The 21,297-nt window shown below is 70.8% G+C and carries 17 protein-coding genes; 8 read left to right on the forward strand and 9 right to left on the reverse strand.

Going from position 1 to position 21,297, the window contains the following annotated elements:
- Nucleotides 1-177: 177 nt before the first annotated feature.
- Nucleotides 178-888: a hypothetical protein gene (locus J5V16_RS20680; protein ID WP_208498880.1), complete on the reverse strand. Its 711-nt coding sequence runs from the start codon at nucleotides 886-888 to the stop codon at nucleotides 178-180.
- 282 nt (nucleotides 889-1,170) lie between these two features.
- On the reverse strand, nucleotides 1,171-1,650 hold the full coding sequence (locus J5V16_RS20685) for a hypothetical protein (protein ID WP_208498881.1): 480 nt from the start codon (nucleotides 1,648-1,650) through the stop codon (nucleotides 1,171-1,173).
- A gap of 163 nt (nucleotides 1,651-1,813) precedes the next feature.
- On the opposite strand from J5V16_RS20685, the gene J5V16_RS20690 reads away from it, so the two are divergent.
- Nucleotides 1,814-4,066, forward strand: a complete 2,253-nt coding sequence (locus tag J5V16_RS20690) for a glycosyl hydrolase family 95 catalytic domain-containing protein (protein WP_208498882.1) — start codon at nucleotides 1,814-1,816, stop codon at nucleotides 4,064-4,066.
- Nucleotides 4,067-4,184: 118 nt separating this feature from the next.
- On the opposite strand, the gene J5V16_RS20695 is transcribed toward J5V16_RS20690, so the two are convergent.
- The 5 genes from J5V16_RS20695 to J5V16_RS20715 all read right to left on the reverse strand — a co-directional run bounded on the left by J5V16_RS20695 (nucleotide 4,185) and on the right by J5V16_RS20715 (nucleotide 7,262).
- The gene (locus J5V16_RS20695) at nucleotides 4,185-4,688 is read right to left on the reverse strand and encodes a hypothetical protein (RefSeq protein WP_208498883.1); all 504 of its coding nucleotides are present in this window, start codon (nucleotides 4,686-4,688) and stop codon (nucleotides 4,185-4,187) included.
- Nucleotides 4,689-4,734: 46 nt separating this feature from the next.
- Nucleotides 4,735-5,151 carry a hypothetical protein gene (locus J5V16_RS20700; protein ID WP_208498884.1) on the reverse strand — a complete coding sequence of 139 codons (417 nt, stop codon included), beginning with the start codon at nucleotides 5,149-5,151 and terminating at the stop codon, nucleotides 4,735-4,737.
- A 60-nt stretch (nucleotides 5,152-5,211) separates the two neighbouring features.
- Nucleotides 5,212-5,589: a hypothetical protein gene (locus J5V16_RS20705; protein WP_208498885.1), complete on the reverse strand. Its 378-nt coding sequence runs from the start codon at nucleotides 5,587-5,589 to the stop codon at nucleotides 5,212-5,214.
- 84 nt (nucleotides 5,590-5,673) lie between these two features.
- A complete protein-coding gene (locus J5V16_RS20710) occupies nucleotides 5,674-6,048 on the reverse strand; it encodes a hypothetical protein (protein ID WP_208498886.1) in 375 nt (124 codons plus the stop codon).
- 206 nt (nucleotides 6,049-6,254) lie between these two features.
- Complete coding sequence (locus J5V16_RS20715) at nucleotides 6,255-7,262, reverse strand: hypothetical protein (protein ID WP_208498887.1); 1,008 nt, start codon at nucleotides 7,260-7,262, stop codon at nucleotides 6,255-6,257.
- A 282-nt stretch (nucleotides 7,263-7,544) separates the two neighbouring features.
- Here J5V16_RS20715 and glnII point away from each other — a divergent pair, with 282 nt between their 5' ends.
- The 7 genes from glnII to J5V16_RS20750 all read left to right on the forward strand — a co-directional run bounded on the left by glnII (nucleotide 7,545) and on the right by J5V16_RS20750 (nucleotide 18,274).
- Nucleotides 7,545-8,558, forward strand: coding sequence for a glutamine synthetase (gene glnII / locus J5V16_RS20720; RefSeq protein ID WP_208498888.1), 1,014 nt, complete (start codon nucleotides 7,545-7,547; stop codon nucleotides 8,556-8,558).
- A gap of 163 nt (nucleotides 8,559-8,721) precedes the next feature.
- Nucleotides 8,722-10,707 carry a glycosyltransferase family 2 protein gene (locus J5V16_RS20725; protein ID WP_208498889.1) on the forward strand — a complete coding sequence of 662 codons (1,986 nt, stop codon included), beginning with the start codon at nucleotides 8,722-8,724 and terminating at the stop codon, nucleotides 10,705-10,707.
- Nucleotides 10,708-10,750: 43 nt separating this feature from the next.
- Nucleotides 10,751-12,325, forward strand: a complete 1,575-nt coding sequence (locus J5V16_RS20730; RefSeq protein WP_208498890.1) for a glycosyltransferase family protein — start codon at nucleotides 10,751-10,753, stop codon at nucleotides 12,323-12,325.
- An 8-nt stretch (nucleotides 12,326-12,333) separates the two neighbouring features.
- On the forward strand, nucleotides 12,334-13,884 hold the full coding sequence (locus tag J5V16_RS20735; RefSeq protein WP_208498891.1) for a glycosyltransferase: 1,551 nt from the start codon (nucleotides 12,334-12,336) through the stop codon (nucleotides 13,882-13,884).
- A 138-nt stretch (nucleotides 13,885-14,022) separates the two neighbouring features.
- Nucleotides 14,023-15,165 (forward strand): glycosyltransferase family protein, encoded by a 1,143-nt coding sequence (locus J5V16_RS20740; protein ID WP_208498892.1) that lies wholly within the window; start codon nucleotides 14,023-14,025, stop codon nucleotides 15,163-15,165.
- A gap of 181 nt (nucleotides 15,166-15,346) precedes the next feature.
- Nucleotides 15,347-17,818 carry a glycosyltransferase gene (locus J5V16_RS20745; RefSeq protein WP_208498893.1) on the forward strand — a complete coding sequence of 824 codons (2,472 nt, stop codon included), beginning with the start codon at nucleotides 15,347-15,349 and terminating at the stop codon, nucleotides 17,816-17,818.
- A 21-nt stretch (nucleotides 17,819-17,839) separates the two neighbouring features.
- Nucleotides 17,840-18,274 carry a hypothetical protein gene (locus tag J5V16_RS20750; protein WP_208498894.1) on the forward strand — a complete coding sequence of 145 codons (435 nt, stop codon included), beginning with the start codon at nucleotides 17,840-17,842 and terminating at the stop codon, nucleotides 18,272-18,274.
- Nucleotides 18,275-18,283: 9 nt separating this feature from the next.
- Here the strand turns inward: J5V16_RS20750 and J5V16_RS20755 are convergent, their stop codons facing one another.
- A complete protein-coding gene (locus tag J5V16_RS20755; protein ID WP_208498895.1) occupies nucleotides 18,284-18,868 on the reverse strand; it encodes a hypothetical protein in 585 nt (194 codons plus the stop codon).
- A 106-nt stretch (nucleotides 18,869-18,974) separates the two neighbouring features.
- The gene (locus J5V16_RS20760; RefSeq protein WP_208498896.1) at nucleotides 18,975-21,233 is read right to left on the reverse strand and encodes an acyltransferase family protein; all 2,259 of its coding nucleotides are present in this window, start codon (nucleotides 21,231-21,233) and stop codon (nucleotides 18,975-18,977) included.
- Between the last annotated feature and the right edge of the window lie 64 nt (nucleotides 21,234-21,297).

Below are 21,297 nucleotides of genomic sequence, written 5' to 3' on the forward strand. Positions count from 1 at the left end.
ACCGCATTCGAGGATGGGCACTCCTTTAACGCGGCGGGGGGCGGGCGCGTTGCGCCGCTTTCGGCCGACACGGGTCTCACCCGAACGGCTGACCTGCGTTAACGTCTCGAACCGCCGCAGAAACGACACCGCCCCCGGGGAGGTCCCCGGGGGCGGCGCGTCGGTTCGCTTCGCGGACTACCAGTCCTGGGCCTCGCGGCGGCGGCGCATGACCATGTAGATCGCGGCGCCGCCCGCGGCGAGGGCCGCGGCGGAGACGAGGGCGATGGTCAGCGGGGTGCCGGTGGTCGGCAGGGTCGAGCCGGCGGGGCTGGTCGAGGCCTCGCCGGGCGTGCCGCTCTCACCGGGGGTCTCCGAGCTCGGGCTCGAGGACTCCTCGCCGGGGGAGGACGGCTCCTCTCCGGGGCTGCTGGGCTCCTCCTCGGTCGGCTCGCCGGGGCAGGTGTGGGTCAGGTTGAACTGGGCGCCCTCGTCGGGGTCCTCGACCTCGGCCTCGGCGTCGACCAGGGTCCAGCCGGCGGGGGCCAGGATGTAGGCCTTGTTGTCGCCGGAGCCGTCGACGATCGCGCCGTCGCCGTCGGTGCTGAGGACGTGCTCGTCGCCCTCGGCGTCCTCGTAGGTCGCGGTCACGGAGATGAAGTTGCCCTCCGCGCCGGCGGCGGCGGGGAGCACGAAGACCCAGCCGTCGATGTCCGCCGCGATGTCGGCGGGCAGGTTCTCACAGGAGTTCTCGAACTCCCCGGCGGTCGTGGGCACGTTGCCGGGGTTGATGGGGATGGTGACGATCGCGGCCTGCGCGGCCGAGGCGATGGCGAGCGAGCCGACCAGGCCCGCCGCCGCACTGAGGCCGAGAAGGCCCGTCTGCTTGAAGGATTGCTTGAGTTCCACTGGGGAAGGCTCCGTTTTCCGTCTGCCAAAGGAAACGAATGTGCCGGATTCGTGATGGGCACTGCCATCACGCTCAAGGGGAATCCGAGGTTGCAACACATTCGCATAACGAAGCCCGGCCGTTCGACGGAGCGTCAGAGCGCGGGGAAGTCGGCGCTTCGGGGTATCTGCGCCGCAAGGGAACCGGTGCGGACACGGCAGTGCCCCCGCGGTAGGGCCGCGGGGGCACTGGCTGCCGTGATCGGCGCGGCGGAGGTGATCAGGCTCCGGCGCCGCGAGACGCTAGCGCGGGAAGCCGCCGCGCGGCTTGCCCGGGCAGGTGTGCGTCAGGTTGAAGAACGCGTCGTCGTCGGGGTCCTCCACCTCGGCCTCGGCGTCGATGAGGGTCCAGCCCGGGGGCGAGACGATGTAGGCCTTGTTGTCGCCCGAGCCGTCGACGATGCCGCCGTCGCTGCCGGTGTCGAGGACGTGCGGGTCGCCGTCGCCGTCCTCGAAGAGCGCGGTCACCGAGATGAAGTTGCCCTCGGCGCCGGCGGATGCGGGGAGGACGAACACCCAGCCGTCCTCGGTCTTGGCGATGTCGTCGGGCGGGATGTTGTCGCAGGACTGCGTCTGGAACTCGGCGGCGGTGGTGGGCACGTTGCCCTCGTTGATGAAGATCGTCTCGACCGCCGCGAGGGCGGGCGAGGGGAGCGCGAAGGCGCCGAACACCCCCGCGGAGACGGCGACGCCCGTAGTGATGGATTTGACCGTGTGTCGCATGTCGATTACCTTCCGTTGTCGGTCGATTGCAGAGGGGAATGTACCGACACTCTGGAGCAATGCGGTCTGAAATGGACTATGAAAACGTTGTAGCGCCGCCGATCGGTCCACCGGCGGGGCGCCGGGACTGGACAAAGGCGGGAGATCCTATAGGATCTCGGGCATGGCAGCAGCATTGAAGCTCACCTACGACACCGCCCCCGACGCCTGGCACGAAGGCCTCCCGATCGGGGAAGGCCGCATCGGCGCGATGCTCTGGGGCCCCCGGATCGAACTCAACGAGGACGGCTTCTGGGCGGGCGACGGCTCATGGAGCGTCCCCGAAGGCGCCGAAGGCCTCGCGGCCCAGGCCGCCGAAGCGGTCCGCCGCGGCGACTACGTCGCCGCCGACCAGCTCGTGACCGGCATGACCGGCGAGGAGTGCGACGCCTACCAGCCCGCCGGCGCCTTCGTCGTGACCCACTCCGGCGACGCCGGTCCCGAGCGGCGTGAACTCGATCTGCGCGACGGCGTCGCCACGATCGAGCGCGGCCGCGTCCGCCAGGAGGCCCTCGCCTCCGCCGTCCACCAGGTCATCGCCCTGCGCTGGACCGCCGCCGCACCCTTCGACCTCGACCTGCGCTTCGAATGGCCTCATGAAGGCGGCACGATCGCCGCCGGCGCCGCCGAACTCGACGTCACCGGTCGCGCGCCCGTGAGCGTCGCCGGCGGCGTCCCCGACTACTCCCGCACCGAAGGCGTGCGGCGGCTCGGCCTCAACGCCCAGCTGCGCTGCGACGGCGACCTCGCCGGAACCGAAGGCGGCCACCGCTTCACCGGCTGCCGCAGCGTCGAGGTCTACCTCGCCCTCCGCTCCGACACCGACGAGGCGACCGCGCTCGACGCCGCCCGCGCCGAAGCCCGGCAGGCCGCCGCTGCGGGCTGGCAGACCCTCTTCGACACCCACATCGCCGCGCACCGCGAGGTCATGGACCGCGTCGCGCTCGACCTGAACCCACAGGGGGCTGTGGACGACGACGCCACCACGGCCGAGCGACTGCACCGCCGCGCCGCCGGCGGCCAGGACGAGGACCTCGCCGTGCTCGCGTTCCAGTTCGGCCGCTACCTCCTCATCGGCTCCTCCAGGGCCGGCACCCAGCCCGCGAACCTCCAGGGCATCTGGAACCACCACGTCACCCCGCCGTGGAACTGCGACTACACCACGAACATCAACGTGGAGATGAACTACTGGCCCGCCGAGACCTGCGCGCTCCCCGAGTTCCACGAGCCGCTGTTCGACCTCGTCGGCGACCTCGCGCGCACCGGTGTCGAGACCGCGCGCCGCCTCTACGACGCGGGCGGCTGGTGCTGCCACCACAACACCGACTACTGGCGCACCACGGTCCCCGTGCAGGGGCGCGCGTGCTGGCAGAACTGGCCCATGGCCGGCCTGTGGCTCTCGATGCACCTCGCCGAGCGCTGGCGCTTCTCGCGCGACGAGGAGTTCCTGGCCGACCGCCTGCCGATCGCCCTGGGCGCGGCCCGGTTCGCGTTCGACCGCCTCTCCGAGGGCAAGGACGGCACGCTCGTCACCAGCCCCGCCACCAGCCCCGAGAACGAATTCGTCACCCCCGAAGGGAACTCGGCGGTCGACGAGTCCACCGGCATGGACGCGACCCTCGTGCGCGAGCTGTTCGCCTTCGTCCTCGAAGCCGCCGACGTGGTCGCCGAGACCCTGCACGGCGACGACCTCCAGCTCGTCGAAGGCATCAGAGAGGCCATGCCGCGCCTGGCCGGGGCGAAGATCGGCGCCGACGGACGGCTCCTCGAATGGGCCGACGAGCGCGAGGAGTCCGAACCGCACCACCGGCACGTCTCGCACCTGTACGGGGTGTACCCCGGCGCCTCGTTCGCGGACGCGCCCGAACTGCTCGACGCCGCCCGCAAGAGCCTCGAAGCGCGCGGCGACGCCGGCACCGGCTGGTCCCTCGCGTGGAAGACCGCCCTGTGGGCCCGCCTCGGCGACGGCGACCGGGCGCACCAACTGCTCGGCGAGTTCCTGACGCCCGTGGGCTTCCGCGGCGAAGGCGAGTACGCCGACGGCGGCGTCTACGCCTCGCTGCTGTGCGCCCATCCGCCGTTCCAGATCGACGGGAACTTCGGCACGACCGCCGCGATCGCCGAGATGCTCGTCCAGTCCCACCGCACCGCCGACGGCGCGCCCGTCCTCGACCTGCTGCCCGCGCTGCCGAGTGCCTGGCCCGAAGGGGAGGTTCGCGGCCTGCGCGCCCGCGGCGGGGTCACGATCGAGCGGCTCGCCTGGAGCGGCGGCCGGGCGACCGAGCTGACCCTGGTGGCCGCCTGCGACACCACCGTCGTCGTCGACGGCGCAGCGGTCCGCCTCGCCGAAGGCGAACGCTGGACCGCGAAGTTCTGAGCAGCACAAGGGTTTACGAGTGCACCGGTCTTAGGAGTGCACTGGTTTTAGGAATGCACAGGGGAGCGGCCGGAGCCATGAGGCTCCGGCCGCTTGGGTATGAAGGCCCGCGGCTGCGCTAGCAGTCGGTGGCCTCACCGGTCTGGCCGACGGCGACGCCGCAGACCGACCAGTGGAACGCTCCGGTGGTGTCCGCGTTCACCAGCGAGATCCCGTCCTGGGGACTCACCGGCTCCTTCGGGCCCGGTATCGAGTTGTCGCACTCAGCCGGCTCGACGTCAGCCGCCACAGTGATGCCGCAGACCTGCCATTTGGCGAAGTCCCGCAGGTCGATGTTCGCGAGCGACGGCATGCCCTGCCCCTCAGGGGACTCGGGCAGCTCCCGGCCGTACGTCACGGCCTCGTCCTCGACATCGGAGCTGAACAGGCTCTCGCATGCGGTGTCGGTGAGCGGGCCGGTATCGCCGGTCTCGCACACCGCCGGCAGCATCGACCGGTGCTCGTCGTCCACGGAGGCGACCGTCAGCCAGTCGGGCGTGGCCGCGGTGGCGGCGCCGCCCGTGAGGGCCGCCGCTGCAGCGGCGGCGACGGCGGAGGCCGCGACCATGGTGGTGTTGCGCATTGCTTCTACCTAACACTCTCGACCAGGCCCGAGGTTGCCCTAGGACCTAGTAGTCGCCCTGGTCGGCGCCCTTGTCGGGGTTGCCGTTGCCGTTGTCCGAGATGTGGTCGGTGTTGTCGCAGTTCTGCCAGAAGGACTGGGTCAGCACGTTCTGGCCGCAGATCTGCCAGTGCGCGGCGCTCGAGGCGTCGACGTTCGCGGCGGAGACGTCGCCGGCGTTCACGCCGGACTGCGGGCCGGGGCCGATGTGGTCGCGGTTGTCGCAGTTCTGGTTGTACGACGTGGTGAGCACGTTCTGGCCGCAGATCTGCCAGTGCGCGGCGCTCGAGGCGTCGATGTTCGCGAGGCTGACCGGGCCGGCCCAGACGCCCGAGTTCTGGGCCATCGCGGGCGAAGCGGCGCCGAGGACGGCGACACCGGCGGCGGCGACGGCGAAGGCCGCGGTAGCGGTGGTCTTGCGCATTTGCTGTGTTTCCTTTCGAGTTGGATGAGGCGAGCCCGGCGGGCCCGCCCCCAGGTCGACCTACTGCGCCGTGTTGGGCATGTGGTCGTAGTTCAGGCACTGCTGGTCGAGCGACGGCGCGACGCCGACGTTCTGGCCGCAGATCTGCCAGTGGGCCGCGTCCGAGATGTCCAGGTTCGCGGCGGAGACGTCGCCGGCGTTGACGCTGGACTGCGGGCCCTCGCCGATGTGGTCACGGTTGTCGCAGACCTGTCCGAAGGACTGGGTCAGCACGTTCTGGCCGCAGATCTGCCAGTGGGCGGCGCTCGAGGCGTCGATGTTCACCAGGCTGACCGGACCCGCGTTCACACCGGAGTTCTCGGCCATCGCCGGCGAGGCGGCGGCACCGATCGCGGCGATGCCGGCGGCGGCGGCGAGGACGTAGGTGGACTTGCGCATGAAATTCCCCCGATTCGAAATGCTTTCCGGAACCGTCGGGCCGCGTTGCGACCGGCCCGACGGGGCTTGCTCATGCCGTTTCGGCTACTGGGCCGAGTCCGACATGTGGTCGTAGTTCTTGCACATCTGGTCGAGCGACGGCGCGACGCCGACGTTCTGACCGCAGATCTGCCAGTGGGCCGCGTCCGAGATGTCCAGGTTCGCGGCGGAGACGTCACCGGCGTTCACACCCGACTGCGGGCCCTCGCCGATGTGGTCGCGGTTGTCGCAGTTCTGCCCGAAGGACTGGGTGAGAACGTTCTGGCCGCAGATCTGCCAGTGGGCGGCGCTCGAGGCGTCGATGTTCACCAGGCTGACCGGGCCGGCGTTGACGCCCGAGTTGTTGCCGGCCATCGCGGGGGCGGCGGAGAGAGCGGCGGCGCCGGCGGCGACGGCGGCAACGGTGAGAACCTTGCGCATGAGTTGCGTTTTCCTTCTTGGGTTGTGCGCCCGGAGGTCCCGGGCGGCTTGACTTCGTCTTCCCCGCCCCGTTCAGGGGCGGGGCTGCGACCGGCTTCCGCGCGTCGGCACGCCGGAGGGGCGTGGGATCAGATCCCATGCACTGCAACCGGAGGGAGAGTTTGAAGGCGGACTTCAAGTTCCCCGCGCACCGACGCGCGGAGGCCTTAGTCTGGGGCGACGGACAGCTCGGCGGCGCGGTCCAACGGCCGCCCCAATTCCCCGATCACCGTGCGGGAGAGTGACACCTCTTCCCCCGCGGCGGACGGGGAGACGCAGACAGCGGTGTGGCCGCTGTCGACGCTTATTCCTGCGGTCGAGCCGGTGGCTCCACCGGGGATGATCTTCAGGTCAGGCAGGCCGGGGCCGTCGTACAGCCACGGTCTGGCCGAAGTGCGCGGCACGCCGCGCACGTCCTCGACCTTGGATCGGTCGGTCCCCCGCACAAGTTCGGCGGGGCACTCGGCGGCGGCGGCCGGCCGGCCGTCGTTCGCTCCGTGAAGCGACGCCGCCACCTCGTTGGAGGCCTGCACTGTGAGCGCGGTGAAGCTCGGTTGTCCTGCCCCTGCGGCGGGGACGCTCCCGGGCGTCGTCCCGTCGCCGAAGCGCAGGCCATCGGTCACCAGTCGCGCCAGTGCGTCGACCGGATCGGTCGAGGGCGCGACAGTCTCGTAGACACCGGGCGCCGCGGGGGCCGGGCCGTCCGCAATGGAGGCCGTTCCCTTCACGAGGTTTCCCACCAGCGGTGCCACTACTCCGGCAGTGCGGTCTCCGACAGACTCGTCATCCAAGTCGAGCAGGCCAGGCAAGGCGTCGCCCTGCAGCGCAGTGCGCACGACCCCGTCCGTCTCGTCCATCAGGGAGTCCACCGGCTCGTCCAGGCCCGACACCAGCCCCGAGACCTCCCCCTGCACCGCTGCCGCCCGATGTCCCTGCTGGTACTGCGGGACCAGTCGCGCGGCCAGGCGCGACATGTCGGACACCTCTGCGGAGAGGGGGTCGGTCATCGCGGCAAGGCCCTGCGATGCTGCGGAATCGTCTGATGCCCAAGCGGAAGCGGCCAACGCGAAGGCTCCCAGAAGCAGGGAGCCGAATGCGGTGAGCGCGGCGCCGAGAAAGAACCGGAGCACGCTGAAGCGGCGAGTGACCTCGCTGCCCCCGGCGGTGCGTCCCATCGTCTCCCCCGTCGTCCTGAACCTGAGCGCGAGCGTTCTCGCCGCTCGCAACTGTAAGAACGAAAAGGGATTGATCGGGGATACGGGGCGAATCAGATTTTATTCCCGAAAATAGGGTGAGACGGACTCACAGCTCCTCATTGCTCACGCACAGCAGCGGTTAACAGACTGTTTACATGACTTCAACGAACGAGAAATTGCTTTTTGGGAGCGTGGCGGAACAGCCCACGGCTCGGTCGAGCCCCGGCTGGACCGCGTCACTGCAAGAAGGGCTCCTACCTGATGGCTATCAAGGCCGAGTACATCTGGATCGACGGCACCGAGCCGACGGCCAAGCTGCGTTCCAAGACCAAGATCCTCGACGAGGGCCAGGAGCCCCCGATCTGGGGCTTCGACGGCTCCAGCACCAACCAGGCCGAGGGCCACACCTCGGACTGCGTGCTGCGCCCCGTCAAGGTCGTGCCGGACCCCATCCGCGGCGGCGACTCGATCCTGGTCCTGTGCGAGGTCCTCGACATCGACTTCACCCCGCACCCCACCAACACCCGCGCCAAGACCGCCGAGGTCGCCGAGCAGTACGCCGGCCAGGAGTCCTGGTTCGGCATCGAGCAGGAGTACACCTTCATGGTGGGCTCGCGCCCGCTCGGCTTCCCCGAGGGCGGCTACCCGGCCCCGCAGGGCGGCTACTACTGCGGCGTCGGCGCCGACGAGATCTTCGGCCGCGAGATCGTCGAGAAGCACCTCGACAACTGCCTCGCCGCGGGCCTGCCGATCTCCGGCATCAACGCCGAGGTCATGCCCGGCCAGTGGGAGTTCCAGGTCGGCCCCGCGTCGGCCCTCGAGGTCTCCGACTCGCTGTGGATCGCGCGCTGGCTGCTCTACCGCACCGCCGAGGACTTCGGCGTGTCGGCCACGATCGACCCCAAGCCCGCCAAGGGCGACTGGAACGGCGCCGGCTGCCACACCAACTTCTCCACCAAGGCCATGCGTGAGGACTACGAGCCCATCATCGCCGCGTGCGAGGCCCTGGGCGAGAAGGCCGCCGAGCACATCGCCGTCTACGGCGACGGCATCGCGGACCGCCTCACCGGCGCCCACGAGACCGCCCACTACACCCAGTTCTCCTACGGCGTCTCCAACCGCGGCGCCTCGATCCGCATCCCGTGGCAGGTCGAGAAGGACAAGAAGGGCTACCTCGAGGACCGCCGCCCCAACGCCAACATGGACCCCTACCTGGTGACCGGCAAGATCGTCGACACCGTCTGCTCCGCCCTGGAGAAGAAGGGCCTCGTCTAACCACGAGCCTCCCGAGCGAACGGAAGGGGCGCCGCGCATTCGCGCGGCGCCCCTTTCGTCGTCCTGCCGCCAGCGTCGAGACCGCCCCCACACGGCCAATTCTCGCAGCTCACGGCCATGGGGACGAATGTATATAATTGCCGGGCCTCCGCTCCCGAACCCCATGCAGATCGGTCAAATGCGCATCGACAATCCAGCCGCGACGCCGGAAATGACCCGGCGCGCACTCGCGTTCGGCAAGCCCGCATCGATCGGGCGGATCTATGAGTGGGGCCTCTACCACCGTTCGCGGCTGGCCGTCGACGTCCTCGCCCGCCTCGCGCACCCCGACGACCCGGGCGTGTTCCGCGACCTCCCCGCGGGGGCCGACCGGATGAACCGCGACCGCTGCAACCTCCGCGCCGTCGCCGCCCTCGGCTCCTACCTCACGCTCATGGCCCGCGACGCCGACGAGTACGCCTGGGCGCTCGAGGTCTTCGAGCTCGCGCAGCGACTCGGGCCCGGGCGCGTCCCCGCCGAGCACCACGACATGTACGTGAACGCCGCATACCTGGCCGGGCGCCACGAGCGGGCACGCCAGTTGCTGGACGAGCTCAACGACGTCGGCGACGCGCTGCGCCGCGGCCTCCCGATCCTCGAATCGCATCCCCGGCACGGCGGCTCGGCCCACGAGTACCTCCGCCGGTTCAAGCAGTTCGTCGGCTGGCCCGACCTCCTCGAGCTCGGCGAGGGCGACACGCTCGGATTCGAATCGCTGCGGACGGCCCCTGTGAAGCCGGTCGAGCACGGCCCGCTCATCTCGGTGGTCATGACCTGCTACAAGCCCGGTCCCGCGCTGCTGAGCGCCGTGCGCTCCATCGTCGCCCAGAGCTGGCAGCAGTGGGAGCTCCTGCTCGTCGATGACGGCTCCGGTCCCGAATACGAAGCGGTCCTGCGCGAGGCCGCAAGGCTCGACTCCCGTGTGAAGATCCTGATCCAGTCCGAGAACGGCGGCACCTACCAGGCCCGCAACCGCGCCATGGCCGTCGCGCAGGGCGAGTTCGTCACCGGGCTCGACTCGGACGACTGGGCGCATCCGCTGCGGCTCGAACGCCAAGCCGCCGCCATGATCGACAACCCGCGCCTTGTCATGGTCGAATCCCGCAGCCTTGCCGTCCGCGACGACCTCGCGCTCATGGTCGATCCCGAAGTGGCGCTCGTGGCCTCGCGGTCCACCCTCGTGATGGTCCGCACCGACGCGATCAGAGAGCACATCGGATTCCACGACGAAGTCCGCAAGACCGCCGACTCCGAATTCCGCATGCGCGTCAAAGAGCACTTCGGACGCCGCGCCTGGAGGCGCATGAAGGGCGAACCGCTCACCCTCGTCCGCTACACCGGCGACACCCTCTCCAGCGGCGAGGTCGGCCGGTACTGGATGACGACCAGCCGGCTCGCGTACCACTCCGGGTTCACCCACTGGCACCGCCGCATCAGCGCCGGGCAGGCCACCGCGTTCCTCCACTCCTACTCGCGGCCGCGGCCCTTCCCGATCACCGAGGACATCACCCTCCCGAACGCGCGCCTCAAGGACGCCGCCTACGACCGGGTCTACGCGGCCGACTGGCGCCATGTGGACACCGCACGCTCCGCGCTGCTCGACGCCGCCGCGAACGACGCCGAAACCGGACTCCAAGTGGCACTGGCGCACTGCCCTGAATGGCACGACGTCGACGGCGAGCGCGGGCTCATCCACCCGTCCGTCCTCGAGACCGCCTCGGCCAAGGGGATGCGCTTCATCGACGACACCGGGAGCGCGCCGGTGGTCGTGCCCACCGACGCCTACCGTGAGCTGTACCTGTTCGAGCACCCCGACGCCGACGCCGCCCTGGTGCAGTCGGCCGGGCACGCCGAGACCCCCGCACCCGAGCACCCCGTCGTCCCGCGGGCGCGCTTCGACCGCGCCGCCGCACCGCTGCGCGATGCGGTGCGGCGCCGCGACCTGGCCGCCGCCGCACTCGGCCTCGTGGCCGTGGCCGCCGAAGGAGCCGTGGCCTGGGCGGTGGCGCCTGAGACGCTGCCATGGGCGCTCGCCGCGGGCGCCACCCTCTGGATCGGCGCCTCGGGCGCGGTCCTCACGTGGAAGGCCGCGAGCGCCCTCCGCCCGTGACCGCACCCGATCCGATCCCTGGAAAGACGCGAACCCGCACATCATGAGATTGATCCGACTGTTCAAGAAGGCGCTCCGACAGCCGCTGTGGCTGGCGGCGGCGGTCCTGCCGCTGGCACCGCTCCTCGCACTGCCGTTCGGCGGCGGAGCGGAGGCGATGCTCGCCCTGGCCGCCGCGGCGCTCGTCCCGCTCGGATCGCTCGCCGCGGTCGCGGTCTGGCACGCCGCCAAGCGCATCCGCGAGCAGATCGCCCGTCCCGCGCTGAGTCCGGCGGTGCGGACGGGGACCACGAGGCTCCCCCGGCCGCGGCAGCGCGAACTCGATCGGTGGCGGGCCCGGCTCAACGGCGGCTGGGCACTCACGGCGGGAGCCGAACTACTGCGCGCCGCCGAGAACGGGCAGGAGCACTCCGAGTACCGGGTGCGGGCGCTGACTGCCCTCGCCGAGCACCATGCCGCGAAGCGCCGCGACGACCGGCCGCCACGCCACCACGACCTCGACATCGTGGTCGTCTCGGCGATGAACCTGCTCGGCGGCACCACCTCCGCGAACGAAGCCGAGATCCTCGCCTACCGGGGCGCGGGCCTGCGCGTCGGCGTCCTGCACCACCCCGTCTACGACCGGGCGCTGGACCGCCCTGTGCACCAGCGGATCCGCTCGCTCATCGACGACGACCGGGTCGTCGAGGTGCGGCCGTGGGACACGGTCCGGTGCGACCTGCTGATCGTGCGGTTCCCGATCGCCTTCGAAAGGCTCATGGACGAACTGCCGAAGATCGACGCAGGGCGGACGGTCCTGCTGGTCAACCAGACCCCGCACGAGGAGTACGGCGCGGCGGGCGGCTACGGCACCTCTTGGAGCATTCCGGACGTGCACGCGAACCTGAGCGAGTGGATCGGCCCGCACACCTGGTACGCGATCGGCCCGGCCGTGCGCGACGTGCTGCGGACCCACCACGCCGCCGACATGGAGGGCATCGACCTCGCCACCGACTTCTGGTACGAGACCATCGACCTCGCCGAATGGACCCCCGCGACCCGCCGCGTCCGCGGACCGCACGACCCGATCCGGGTCGGGCGGCACAGCCGCGACCACGTCACCAAGTTCCCGAACATGGCGAAGCGGCTCCTCGACGCCTACCCGGCGCGCCACGACATCGAGATCCACGTCCTGGGCGGCGAGCACGCGCTGCGCCGCATCCTCGGCGGCCCTCCCGCCGGATGGGTCTCCCACCCGTTCGGCGAGATCGCCCCCGTCGAATTCCTCGGCGGCATCGACGTGCACTCCTACTTCATCGATGAGCAGTACATCGAGGCGTTCGGACGCTCGCCCCTGGAGGCCATGGCCGCACAGGTGCCGTGCATCCTCCCACCGAGCTTCGCGGAGCTGTTCGGCGAAGGCGCGATCTACTGCGAACCCGGCGATGTGGAGGCCAACGTGCGCCGAATCGCCGACGACCCCGCGTATCGCGCAGCGCGCGTCGATGCGGGCCTACGGGTCATCGAGGAACGGTTCTCCCCGGCGGCCCTGATTCGCCGGGTTCGCGGACTCGGCGTCACCGGCGGGCCGCAGGCGGCCTCCACCGATACGGAACAGATCGTGAGCGCAACCCAGTGAACCTCCCCGTGAAATCCCTGATCGGTCGCGTACGGCGCTCCAAGCGGCTCACCGCCGCGGCCGGCGCCGCCGCAATCGCGACGCTCGCGGCGGCGGCCCTGGTCCTCGCGGTCCCGCCGTGGGCGGGTCTGGCACTGGCCGCGCTCGCCCTCGCCGCGCTCGCGACCGCGGCGATCGTCGGGATCCGGGTGCTGCTGCGGCTGCACCGCGACCGCATCGCGGAAACGCTCATCAGCGACGACTTCGCTCCGCAAGTCGGCGGGGGGACCTCCGCCCGCCGCATCGCGAAGGCGCACGAAGCGCTCGTCGGTGGGTTCCCGGAGAGCGCACTGGAGATCGCCAAGGAGATCACCGCCGACGCAGGAGTGCCGGTCGATCGCCGCATCGACCTGATGCGCACGGTCCTCGACTGGTACCGCGACGACGAGCGGGCGCGTCGCGAAGGGCCGCGCCGGTCGCGGCTCGACGTCGTCGTGGTCTCGCATTTCGGCCTGCCCGGGGGGAACACCTCGGCGATCACCGCCGACATCCAGGCGTTCCTCGAACTCGGCCTCCGCGTCGGGCTGGTGCACCACCCGGTGTTCGACTGGCGTATCGACGCCCCCGTCAGCGAACGCGTCCTGCGGCTCGTCGACGGGGAGCGCGTGCGGCTGCTCGGCCCGCACGACGAGGTCGAGTGCGACCTCGCGCTGGTGCGGCTCCCGACGGTCCTCGCCAAGCCGCTCGAATCACGGCCGACCGTCCACGCCCGGTCCACCGTGGTCATCGCGAACCAGACCCCGTTCCGTTTCTACGGTCCCGAAGGCCCGCGCGAGCAGGCCTGGGACATCGCCGCCGTCGAGGCCGGCCTGACGGCGTGGCTCGGCCCGCACACCTGGTACGCGGGCGGGCCTGCGGTGCAACGGATCCTCGAACGCCATCATGCGGACGCGTTCGCCGGGCTCGACCTCGCCGCGAAGCCATGGAACGAGTGCATCGACGCCGCCCAGTGGCGGCGTGGCGAGCCGCGCGTCCGCGACGGTCGCATCCGCATCGGGCGCCACTCCCGCGACCACCGCGTCAAGTGGCCCGAGGATGCCGCGACCCTGCGCCAGAGCTACCCCGAGGCCGACGGATTCGAGATCCACGTCCTCGGCGGCGCCGACACCCCCCGCCGACTGCTCGGCAGACTGCCCTCCAACTGGACCGTCCACCAGTTCGGCGCCGTGTCCTCGAGCGAGTTCCTGGCGGGCATCGACGTCTTCTCGTACTACATCGCGAGCGACGGGGCCGAGGCGTTCGGCCGGGCCCCGCTGGAGGCCATGGCGGCCGGCGTTCCGGTGGTCATGGACCCGGTCTTCCAGCCGACATTCGGCGACGCCGCGCTCTACCGGGACCCGGCGGACGTCGAGTTCACTGCGCGGAAGCTCATGGACGACCCCGAGTGGTACGCCTCGCGGCAGCGCGCGGCGTGGGCGTTCGTCGAGAAGCACTGCTCGCCCCAGGCTCTGGCGAAGCGCTTGTCCCGCCACGGAGTCGGCGTCGAAGTCGTTGAACCCCAAGGGCAGCCGTCGAGCTGAGCCGCCTGGACCCTTCCCTGGGTTCGGTGTGGGCCCCGGTGGAGGCGGCGGCGACACGTGTCAGCGATACGCTCGCCTTCACCACGGTCCGCTCCTCCCTGCACGCGGAACCCCCGCCGTGGCGACGAGAGGAACGTGATGACCCGATCCGGGGAACAGCTCCACCGGTCCGCACGGCTACGCGGCACCGGTGGGGGCGACGCCGCTGAACGGGACTTCGACGTGGTGATCGTCTCCGATCTCATGCTGCCCGGCGGGACGACGGTCAGCAACGTCAGCGAGATCCGGCTCCTTGCGGCGAGCGGGAAGCGGGTCGGTCTCTTCCACCATCCGCGGCGGGACTACGACCCGCCGCGTCCGATCAACCCGAAGGTCCAGGAGCTCGTGGACGGCCGCGACGTTGCCTGGGTCGAACCCGATGCGAAGGTCGCCTGCGACCTGCTGCTCATGCGGTTCCCGCCGTTCGCGTCCCGCCTCGGCGGCGAACTCCCCTGCATCGACGCGAAGCGGAAACTCCTCGTCGTCAACCAGACGCCGCTGACGCACTACGACACCGAGGAACGGGGCGCAGAGGTCTGGGACGTCGCCGGCGTCCACGCCAACCTGTCCGAATGGATCGGCGACCACGAGTGGATCGCCGCCGGGCCCCGGGTCCGGGACGCCCTCCTCACCCACCACGCCGGGGCGATGCGGGGAGTGACGCTCGCGGACTGGTACTGGTACCCCATCATCGACACCGCCGACCTGCCGACGCGGCCCGACCGTGCCGCCTCCCGACCGGTGCGGATAGGACGCCACTCCAGGGACGACATCACCAAATGGCCCGCTTCCGCCGACACCCTCAGGTCCTGCTACCCCGCGGACTCGGCGTTCGAGGTGCACGTGCTCGGCGGCGCGGTCGCCCCGCGACGCATCCTCGGCGGCCTGCCCGCGAACTGGACGGTCCACCCCTTCGACGCGCTCACACCGGGGCAGTTCCTCCCTGGGCTCGACTTCTTCGTGTACTACCCCGAGCCCTCCATGCTGGAGGCGTTCGGCATGGCCCCCGCGGAGGCGATGGCCGCAGGGGTCCCCACTGTGCTGCCGCCGATCTTCGAGCCGCTGTTCGGGGAGGGCGCCCTGTACGCCGAACCCGGCCGCGTGAGGAGCCTGCTCCTCGAACTGGCGGACGACCCGGAACGGTACGCGCAGGCGCAGCGGCGCGGGCCGGCCGTGATCCGCGAGCGGTTCGGATGCGACGCCCACCGCGCGCGCTTCGCGGCGATGGGCGTTGCGCTCTGACGAGCGGCCCGTGACGAGCGCCGCGTGACGGCCCCCGCTCGGCGTCAGTCCGGACACTGTGGTCCGCGAACCACCGCCCTGACCCGGTACGCTGGTCGTCACCCGGTCGGGGAGACTCGAAGGGTCAGACCCGCGATCCGCGACACCTCGCCCCGTCGCCGACGCCCCTCGGAAGGACGCCATGCCCCCCATCGACGACCCGTCGGACCGTGATGCGGTGCTCAGGTCGAACCTGCGCCAGCTCCGGCGCGGCCGCATCAGCAACCGCGCCGTCGTCGCCTCCGTGCTCCGTTCGGGCTCCCGCGAGGCGCGCCACCTCCTCGCGTTCCGGGCGGTCAACCCCCACCTGCCGCTCGAGGCGATCGCCGACGCCGCCGCAGACCCCGCGGCGCTGAACGGGCACAAGATCGATGTGAACTGGATGGCGGCGCTCGCGAGGGTCCACCTCCTCGGCAACACCAGCCGCGAGGACCAGCTCCTCGGCCTGCGACTCTTCGACCTGCTCCTGGAGCATCACCCCGAGCACAAGATCGCGAAGCGCGACAAGGAGATTCACCTCCAGGCCACGGGTGCCCTCGGCTCCCGTGAACGCGCCGTGGAGCTGCTGGAACGCTATGCGGACGTGCACCCCGAGATCGCGTACGCCGTGCGCGCCGACCTCGCCAACCCGTGGACCGCCCGCGGGTCCGAAGCGGCGTGGCTGCCCGGATTCGACGCGCTCTTCCCGGCCCCCGCGATCCGCTTCACCGACGACCCGGCCAAGGCCCCCTTCGACCGCATCGCCGTCGACCCCCTGCCCGCGGTGGACGCCGCCGAGACGATCGCGGTGATGGTCACCTGCTTCAAACCCGACGAGACGATCCTGACCGCGATCACCTCGATCCTCGGGCAGACCTGGCGAAACCTCGAAGTGCTGCTCGTCGACGACGGGTCGGGCGACGAATACTCCGGACTACTCGAACGCTGCGCCGGACTCGACCCGCGGGTGAAGGTGATCCGATCGCCGGAGAACCGCGGCACCTACCACTGCCGCAACCTCGCCCTCGACGCCACCGACGCGCCATTCGTCACCACTCACGACTCCGACGACTGGATGCACCCGCGGCGGCTCGAACTCCAGGTCGCTCCGCTGCTCGCGGACGACGCACTCGTCGGCACCGGCTCCGACTGCGTGTTCACGACCGATCGGCTCGAACTCAACCGGGTCGGGCGCCTCCACCGGTCGCTGTGCACCGCCGCGTTGCTGTACCGCCGCGAACGGGTGCTGGCGCGACTGGGCTATATGGACGCCGTGCGCAAGGCCGCTGACACCGAGTACTTCCGGCGCATGGTCGCGGCGTTCGGCGCGGCGGCGTTCACGCACCTGGAGCAGAACCTCACCCTGGTGCGGACCAGGTCCGACTCCCTTTCCGGCGGCGATTTCCGGGCCGGCTGGATCCACCCGGCGCGGGCGGTCTACCGCTCCTCGTACGAGGCCTGGCACCGCTCGATCGCCGCCGGGGACGCCTCGCCGTACCTCCCGCGCGGCGAACGCGGCCCGTTCTACGCGCCCCGCCAGTTCCGCCTGGCGCCACCGGAGCCGGAGTCCTACGACGTCGTGTTCGCGGCCGACCTCACGTCGACCGGCACACCGCGCATCTCGTTCCTCAACGACCTGCGGGCGTGCGTCAGCGCCGGGCTCAAGGCGGGCGTCATGCACCTGCCCACGCTGCGGTTCGCCGATATCCGCCGGCAGCCGCTGCTCGGGCCGGTCCAGGACCTCCTGAACGCGGGGCGGATCGCGCACGTGACCCTCGAGGACCAGGTCGACATCGGCCTGCTCGTGGTGCGCAACCCCTCGGCCGTCCAGTATCCGCCCGACACGGTGTGCAAGGCGCGCATCAGCCGCGTCGTGCTGCTCGCCGGTTCCTCACCCGCCGCTCCTTTCGGGGAGCTGCGCTACGACCCGTCCACATGCGAGGCGTTCGCCGAACGGCTCTTCGGACGGACCCCCACCTGGTTCTGCCGCAATGACGCCGTCCAGGGGGCGCTGCGCTTCCTCGGCGCCACCTCGGACCGCATCGCCGCCGAGATCCTGCCCGAGGTGGTCCTGAGCGCCGGTCCGCCCCGCTCGGGCTTCCGCGCGGCGCTGCCCGTCATGGGCCGCTTCGACTTCACCGAAGGGCACCGCTCCTGGCCGTCCGACCCGGCGGCCCTCGCCGACGCGTATCCGTCCGACCTCGGCGTGGACGTGCGCTTCATGGGGAGCCTCACGGTCCCGCTGGAGCGGCTCGGACGGACCCGGCTCCCGGCGAACTGGACCCGGTTCGGCCTCGACCCGGCCGAGGTGCGGAGCTTCCTGCATCAGATCGACTTCTTCGCGTGCTTCCCGCAGGAGGACGTGGCGTCGATCCCGCCCGCCGAGGTGCTGGAGGCACTGGCGGCGGGGTGCGTGGTCCTGATGCCGCCGCGCCTGCGCGACGCGTTCGGCGAAGGTCCCGTGTACTGCGAGCCCTCCGAGGTACTGGACGTGATCGCGGAGTTCCACGCCGACCCACAGCGGTTCGCGGAGTATTCCAGGAAGATCCAGCAGGCGACGTTCGAGCGGCACGGCCCGGCGGACTTCGCCGCGACCCTGCGCCGCCTCGCCCGAGTCCTGATCCCCGCCCACTGACACACCATCTCAGGAGCAACAATGTCCAAGCCCCGCAACGGGTCCCGTTCGACGCCGCGCCAGGTCGCGGGACTGCTCGCCGTAGCCGCCCTCATCGCGGCCGGTACGGCGGCGGTCCTGCTCGACCGGGGCGATCTCGCCTTGGCCACACTGGTCGTCGCGAACGGGCTGGTGCTGGCGGTGCTGCTGCGGCTCCATCGCGGTGCGGCCCGAAGCGGCGACGTGGGCTCCCTCGCCGCTCAGGTGCGCGAGCTCGGCGAGGGCGTCGCGCGTCTCGGGCAAGAGGTCGATGCGCTGCGTGAACGGGCCGAGTTCTCCGATCAGCGGCTGCTGGCGGTCGTCGAGAAGGAGCGGCTCGCCGCCGAAGAGCGTCACCGCGAACTCCTGCGATCGCTCGGAAGGTCCGGACACGACGACGCCGCGCCCCCGGAAGACCAGGTGCGCGGCGTGCGTTAAGGCTGCGGCTCAGGCGTTCCACGTCTCCGGGATCGGCAGCGACTCGGCAAGCGTCATGCAGGCGGTCTGCACGGCCTGGCCGCCACCGCCGTCGCCCCACTGGCACGACAGCTCAATGAGGTGGCGACCGGAGAACAGGTAGTAGTAGTGCCCTTCGACGAAGCCGCCCGCGTTCTCGGCATAGTAGTAGCGGTGCAGGCCCTGCTCGCGGTGCACGAGGGCGTCGCGGTAGTTGTCGGCCCGCGAGGTGTTCCCCAGTTCGGCGTCATGGGGCTGGACAAGCGCGATCTGCGCGGCGCGGTCGGCGTCCGCGGCGTCTTCGGGCAGGTAGTACGAGCTCACGATGATCTGGTCCGACTCGCCGCCGCCCGTGAGCTGGAAGACCTGGTCCAGGTAGTCGGGGGAGACGTGGTGGGCGCGCTCGGCGCCGGCGACGGCCTCGAAGCCCGTGGGCGCGGTGATCTGGAGCTCGTAGGGGGTTTCAGGGGCGGCCGAGGCGGGGGCGGTGGTCGCGCCGTCGCCGCTGGGGTCGTTCGACGTTGTGCAGCCGGCCCCGAGGACGAGCACTCCGGCCAGCACGATCAATCGCTTCATGGTGAACTCAGGTCTCCGTGTGTGTTCCAGGGGATCTCTCGGGTCCGCTCCATCGTATAGCACCCCCGCAGGGGCGCGGTGTCCGCGAAGCGCCGCGCATCCGGGGTCAGAGCTGGGGCAGCGCCGCCTCGAGCACGTCCGCAAGGGACGCCGCGTACGGCGTCGCCATGTGGTGCGTGTCGCGGTACACGAGCAGGTCCCCGACGACGACCGGGCACTGCTCGTCGACGCAGAACCATTTGCTCGTGTCGATGACGTTGGCGCCGATCCCCTGCTGCACTTCGATACCGACCTCGCGCCGCTCGGTGAACTTGATCCCGTAGTCGTCGTTGCACTCTGCCAGCGGGTGCAGCGAGACGCAGTCCGCCGCTGACAGATCGAAGCTCCACGGCGTGTCGGCGAGCGCTGCCACCTTGGTCGAGTCGGGCATCGACTCCAGTGTCTCAGTCCAGCCGTTGCGCCAGCGGCCGAGCCCGCCGCCCTCGCTCGCGTCGACCACCGACGCGGCGTCGGAACCGGCGATCACGATCAGCGCGGGCGGCGCTGCGGCCAGCTCTTCGAACACCTTCTCGCGCCAGTCGGCGCATTCGGTGTACTCCCGGTCGAGCGAGGAGTTGTCTACGGCGACCGAGACGGGCGTGCAGGCGCTCTTGGTGCGCGGCACGAGCTTCCAGCCGTTTTCGACAGCGAGGGACTCCAGCGCCGGGAACCACTGCGCCGCATGGGAGTCACCGAACAGGTAGACGGCGGTCGCCGACTCGGTGTCGCCGTAGACGCAGTCGTCGGGCAGCTCGACCTCGTCGGTGCCCAGGTGGCAGCCGTCCGCGTAGATCACCGGCTCGTCCTTCGTCACGTCGGCGAGCGCCGGAGTGAGCTGCGCCGGGGCCTCGGTAACCGTCAGCGCGTCTCTGAGCTGCTGCTCGATGTGCGCGTCGTCGACGGCCTGCTCGATGGCGCCGAGGTCCACCGGGTCCTGCTCCTCGGGGACCTTCGAATAGACGGTCGTGAACGCGAGCAGCACGGCGAGGCCGATCATGGAGCAGAGCACGCCCGCTCCGATGCCGGGCACGGGGCGCGCCATCAGCTTCGCCTTCCGGAACGGCTCCTCGATGTACTGGTACGAGAACTGCGCCACCGCGACCGCTCCGATGAGGAGCATCACGTTGAGCACGAGGCTCTGGTCGGCGCCGACGGCGAGCGGGACGAGGATGAGGATCGGCCAGTGCCACAAGTAGAGGCTGTAGGAGATCTTGCCGACGAACTGGAACGGCCCGGTGCCGAGCAGTGACGAAACCGGGTTCCCGCCTGCGGATGAACCCGCGATGATCACCAGTGCGGTGCCGGTGACGGGGACGAGCGCGGTGTAACCGGGGAACGGCGTCGCGTCCGTGTAGAACACGCCCGAGGCGATGATCGCCGCGAGGCCGACGATGCCGAGGACCCAGGCGAGGTACTTCGGTGTGCGCTTCAGCGTGGGCAGGGCGATCGCGAGGAGCGCTCCGGCTGCGAGCTCCCAAGCGCGCGTGTGCGCACCGTAGTAGGCGACGGGCTGGGACTGCTGGGTGACGTACACCGAGAGGACCAGGCTGACCACGAGGATGCCCGCCGCGAAGGCGGTAGCGGCGGGAATGAGGCGGTCGGGGCGGCGCTTCACGAGCAGGAGCAGGCCGAGCAGCAGCAGGGGCCAGACGACGTAGAACTGCTCTTCCACCGCGAGGGACCAGAACTGCTGGAAGGGCGAGGGCATCTGGTCGGCGTTGAGGTACTCGGTCTCCTGCGCGATGAAGCGGTAGTTGACCACATAGACGATCACGGTGAAGGCGTCTTGGAGGACCGCTTCGAGGCGGGTGATCGGGAACCACAGCCAGGCGCCGATGATGGTCGCGGTCGTGACGGCGCTGGCGGCGGGGAGGATGCGGCGGGCGCGGCGGGCGTAGAAACCGGCGATGGAGATGTTGCCGGTGTCGTAGACCTCCTTCACCAGCAGCGAGGTGATGAGGAAGCCGGAGAGCACGAAGAAGACGTCGACGCCGACGTAGCCGCCTGCGGCGAAGCCGAAGCCCGCGTGGGAGAGCAGCACGAGGGTGACCGCGATGGCACGCAGGCCTTGGATGTCGGGACGGAAGCCCATGCCCTCCCGGCGGGGCCGGGCCGCGGGGCGGGCCGGGGCCGGGCCGGTGGGTCCCGCTTCAGCTGCGGGCGGCATGGGCGGGCGGAACGCGGGACGGACCGGGTACGGGCTGGGCGCGGTGCGGGGCGGGGCGGTCGCGGCGGCGATCGTGGGCAGGTGGAGGGTCTCCTCGTTGACACCGTTCCCGGCTGCGGCTCGGGGCTGGGGCGGCCCGGGGGGCTGGGGCGAGGTCATGGTGCAGATTCTCCGTCTAGGGGTGCCGGGCGCGTCGAGTCGCCCCATACTAGGCGTTCTGTCC

The sequence above is a fragment of the Glycomyces niveus genome (assembly GCF_017592475.1).
In the GTDB taxonomy this organism is placed as follows: domain Bacteria; phylum Actinomycetota; class Actinomycetes; order Mycobacteriales; family Micromonosporaceae; genus Glycomyces; species Glycomyces niveus.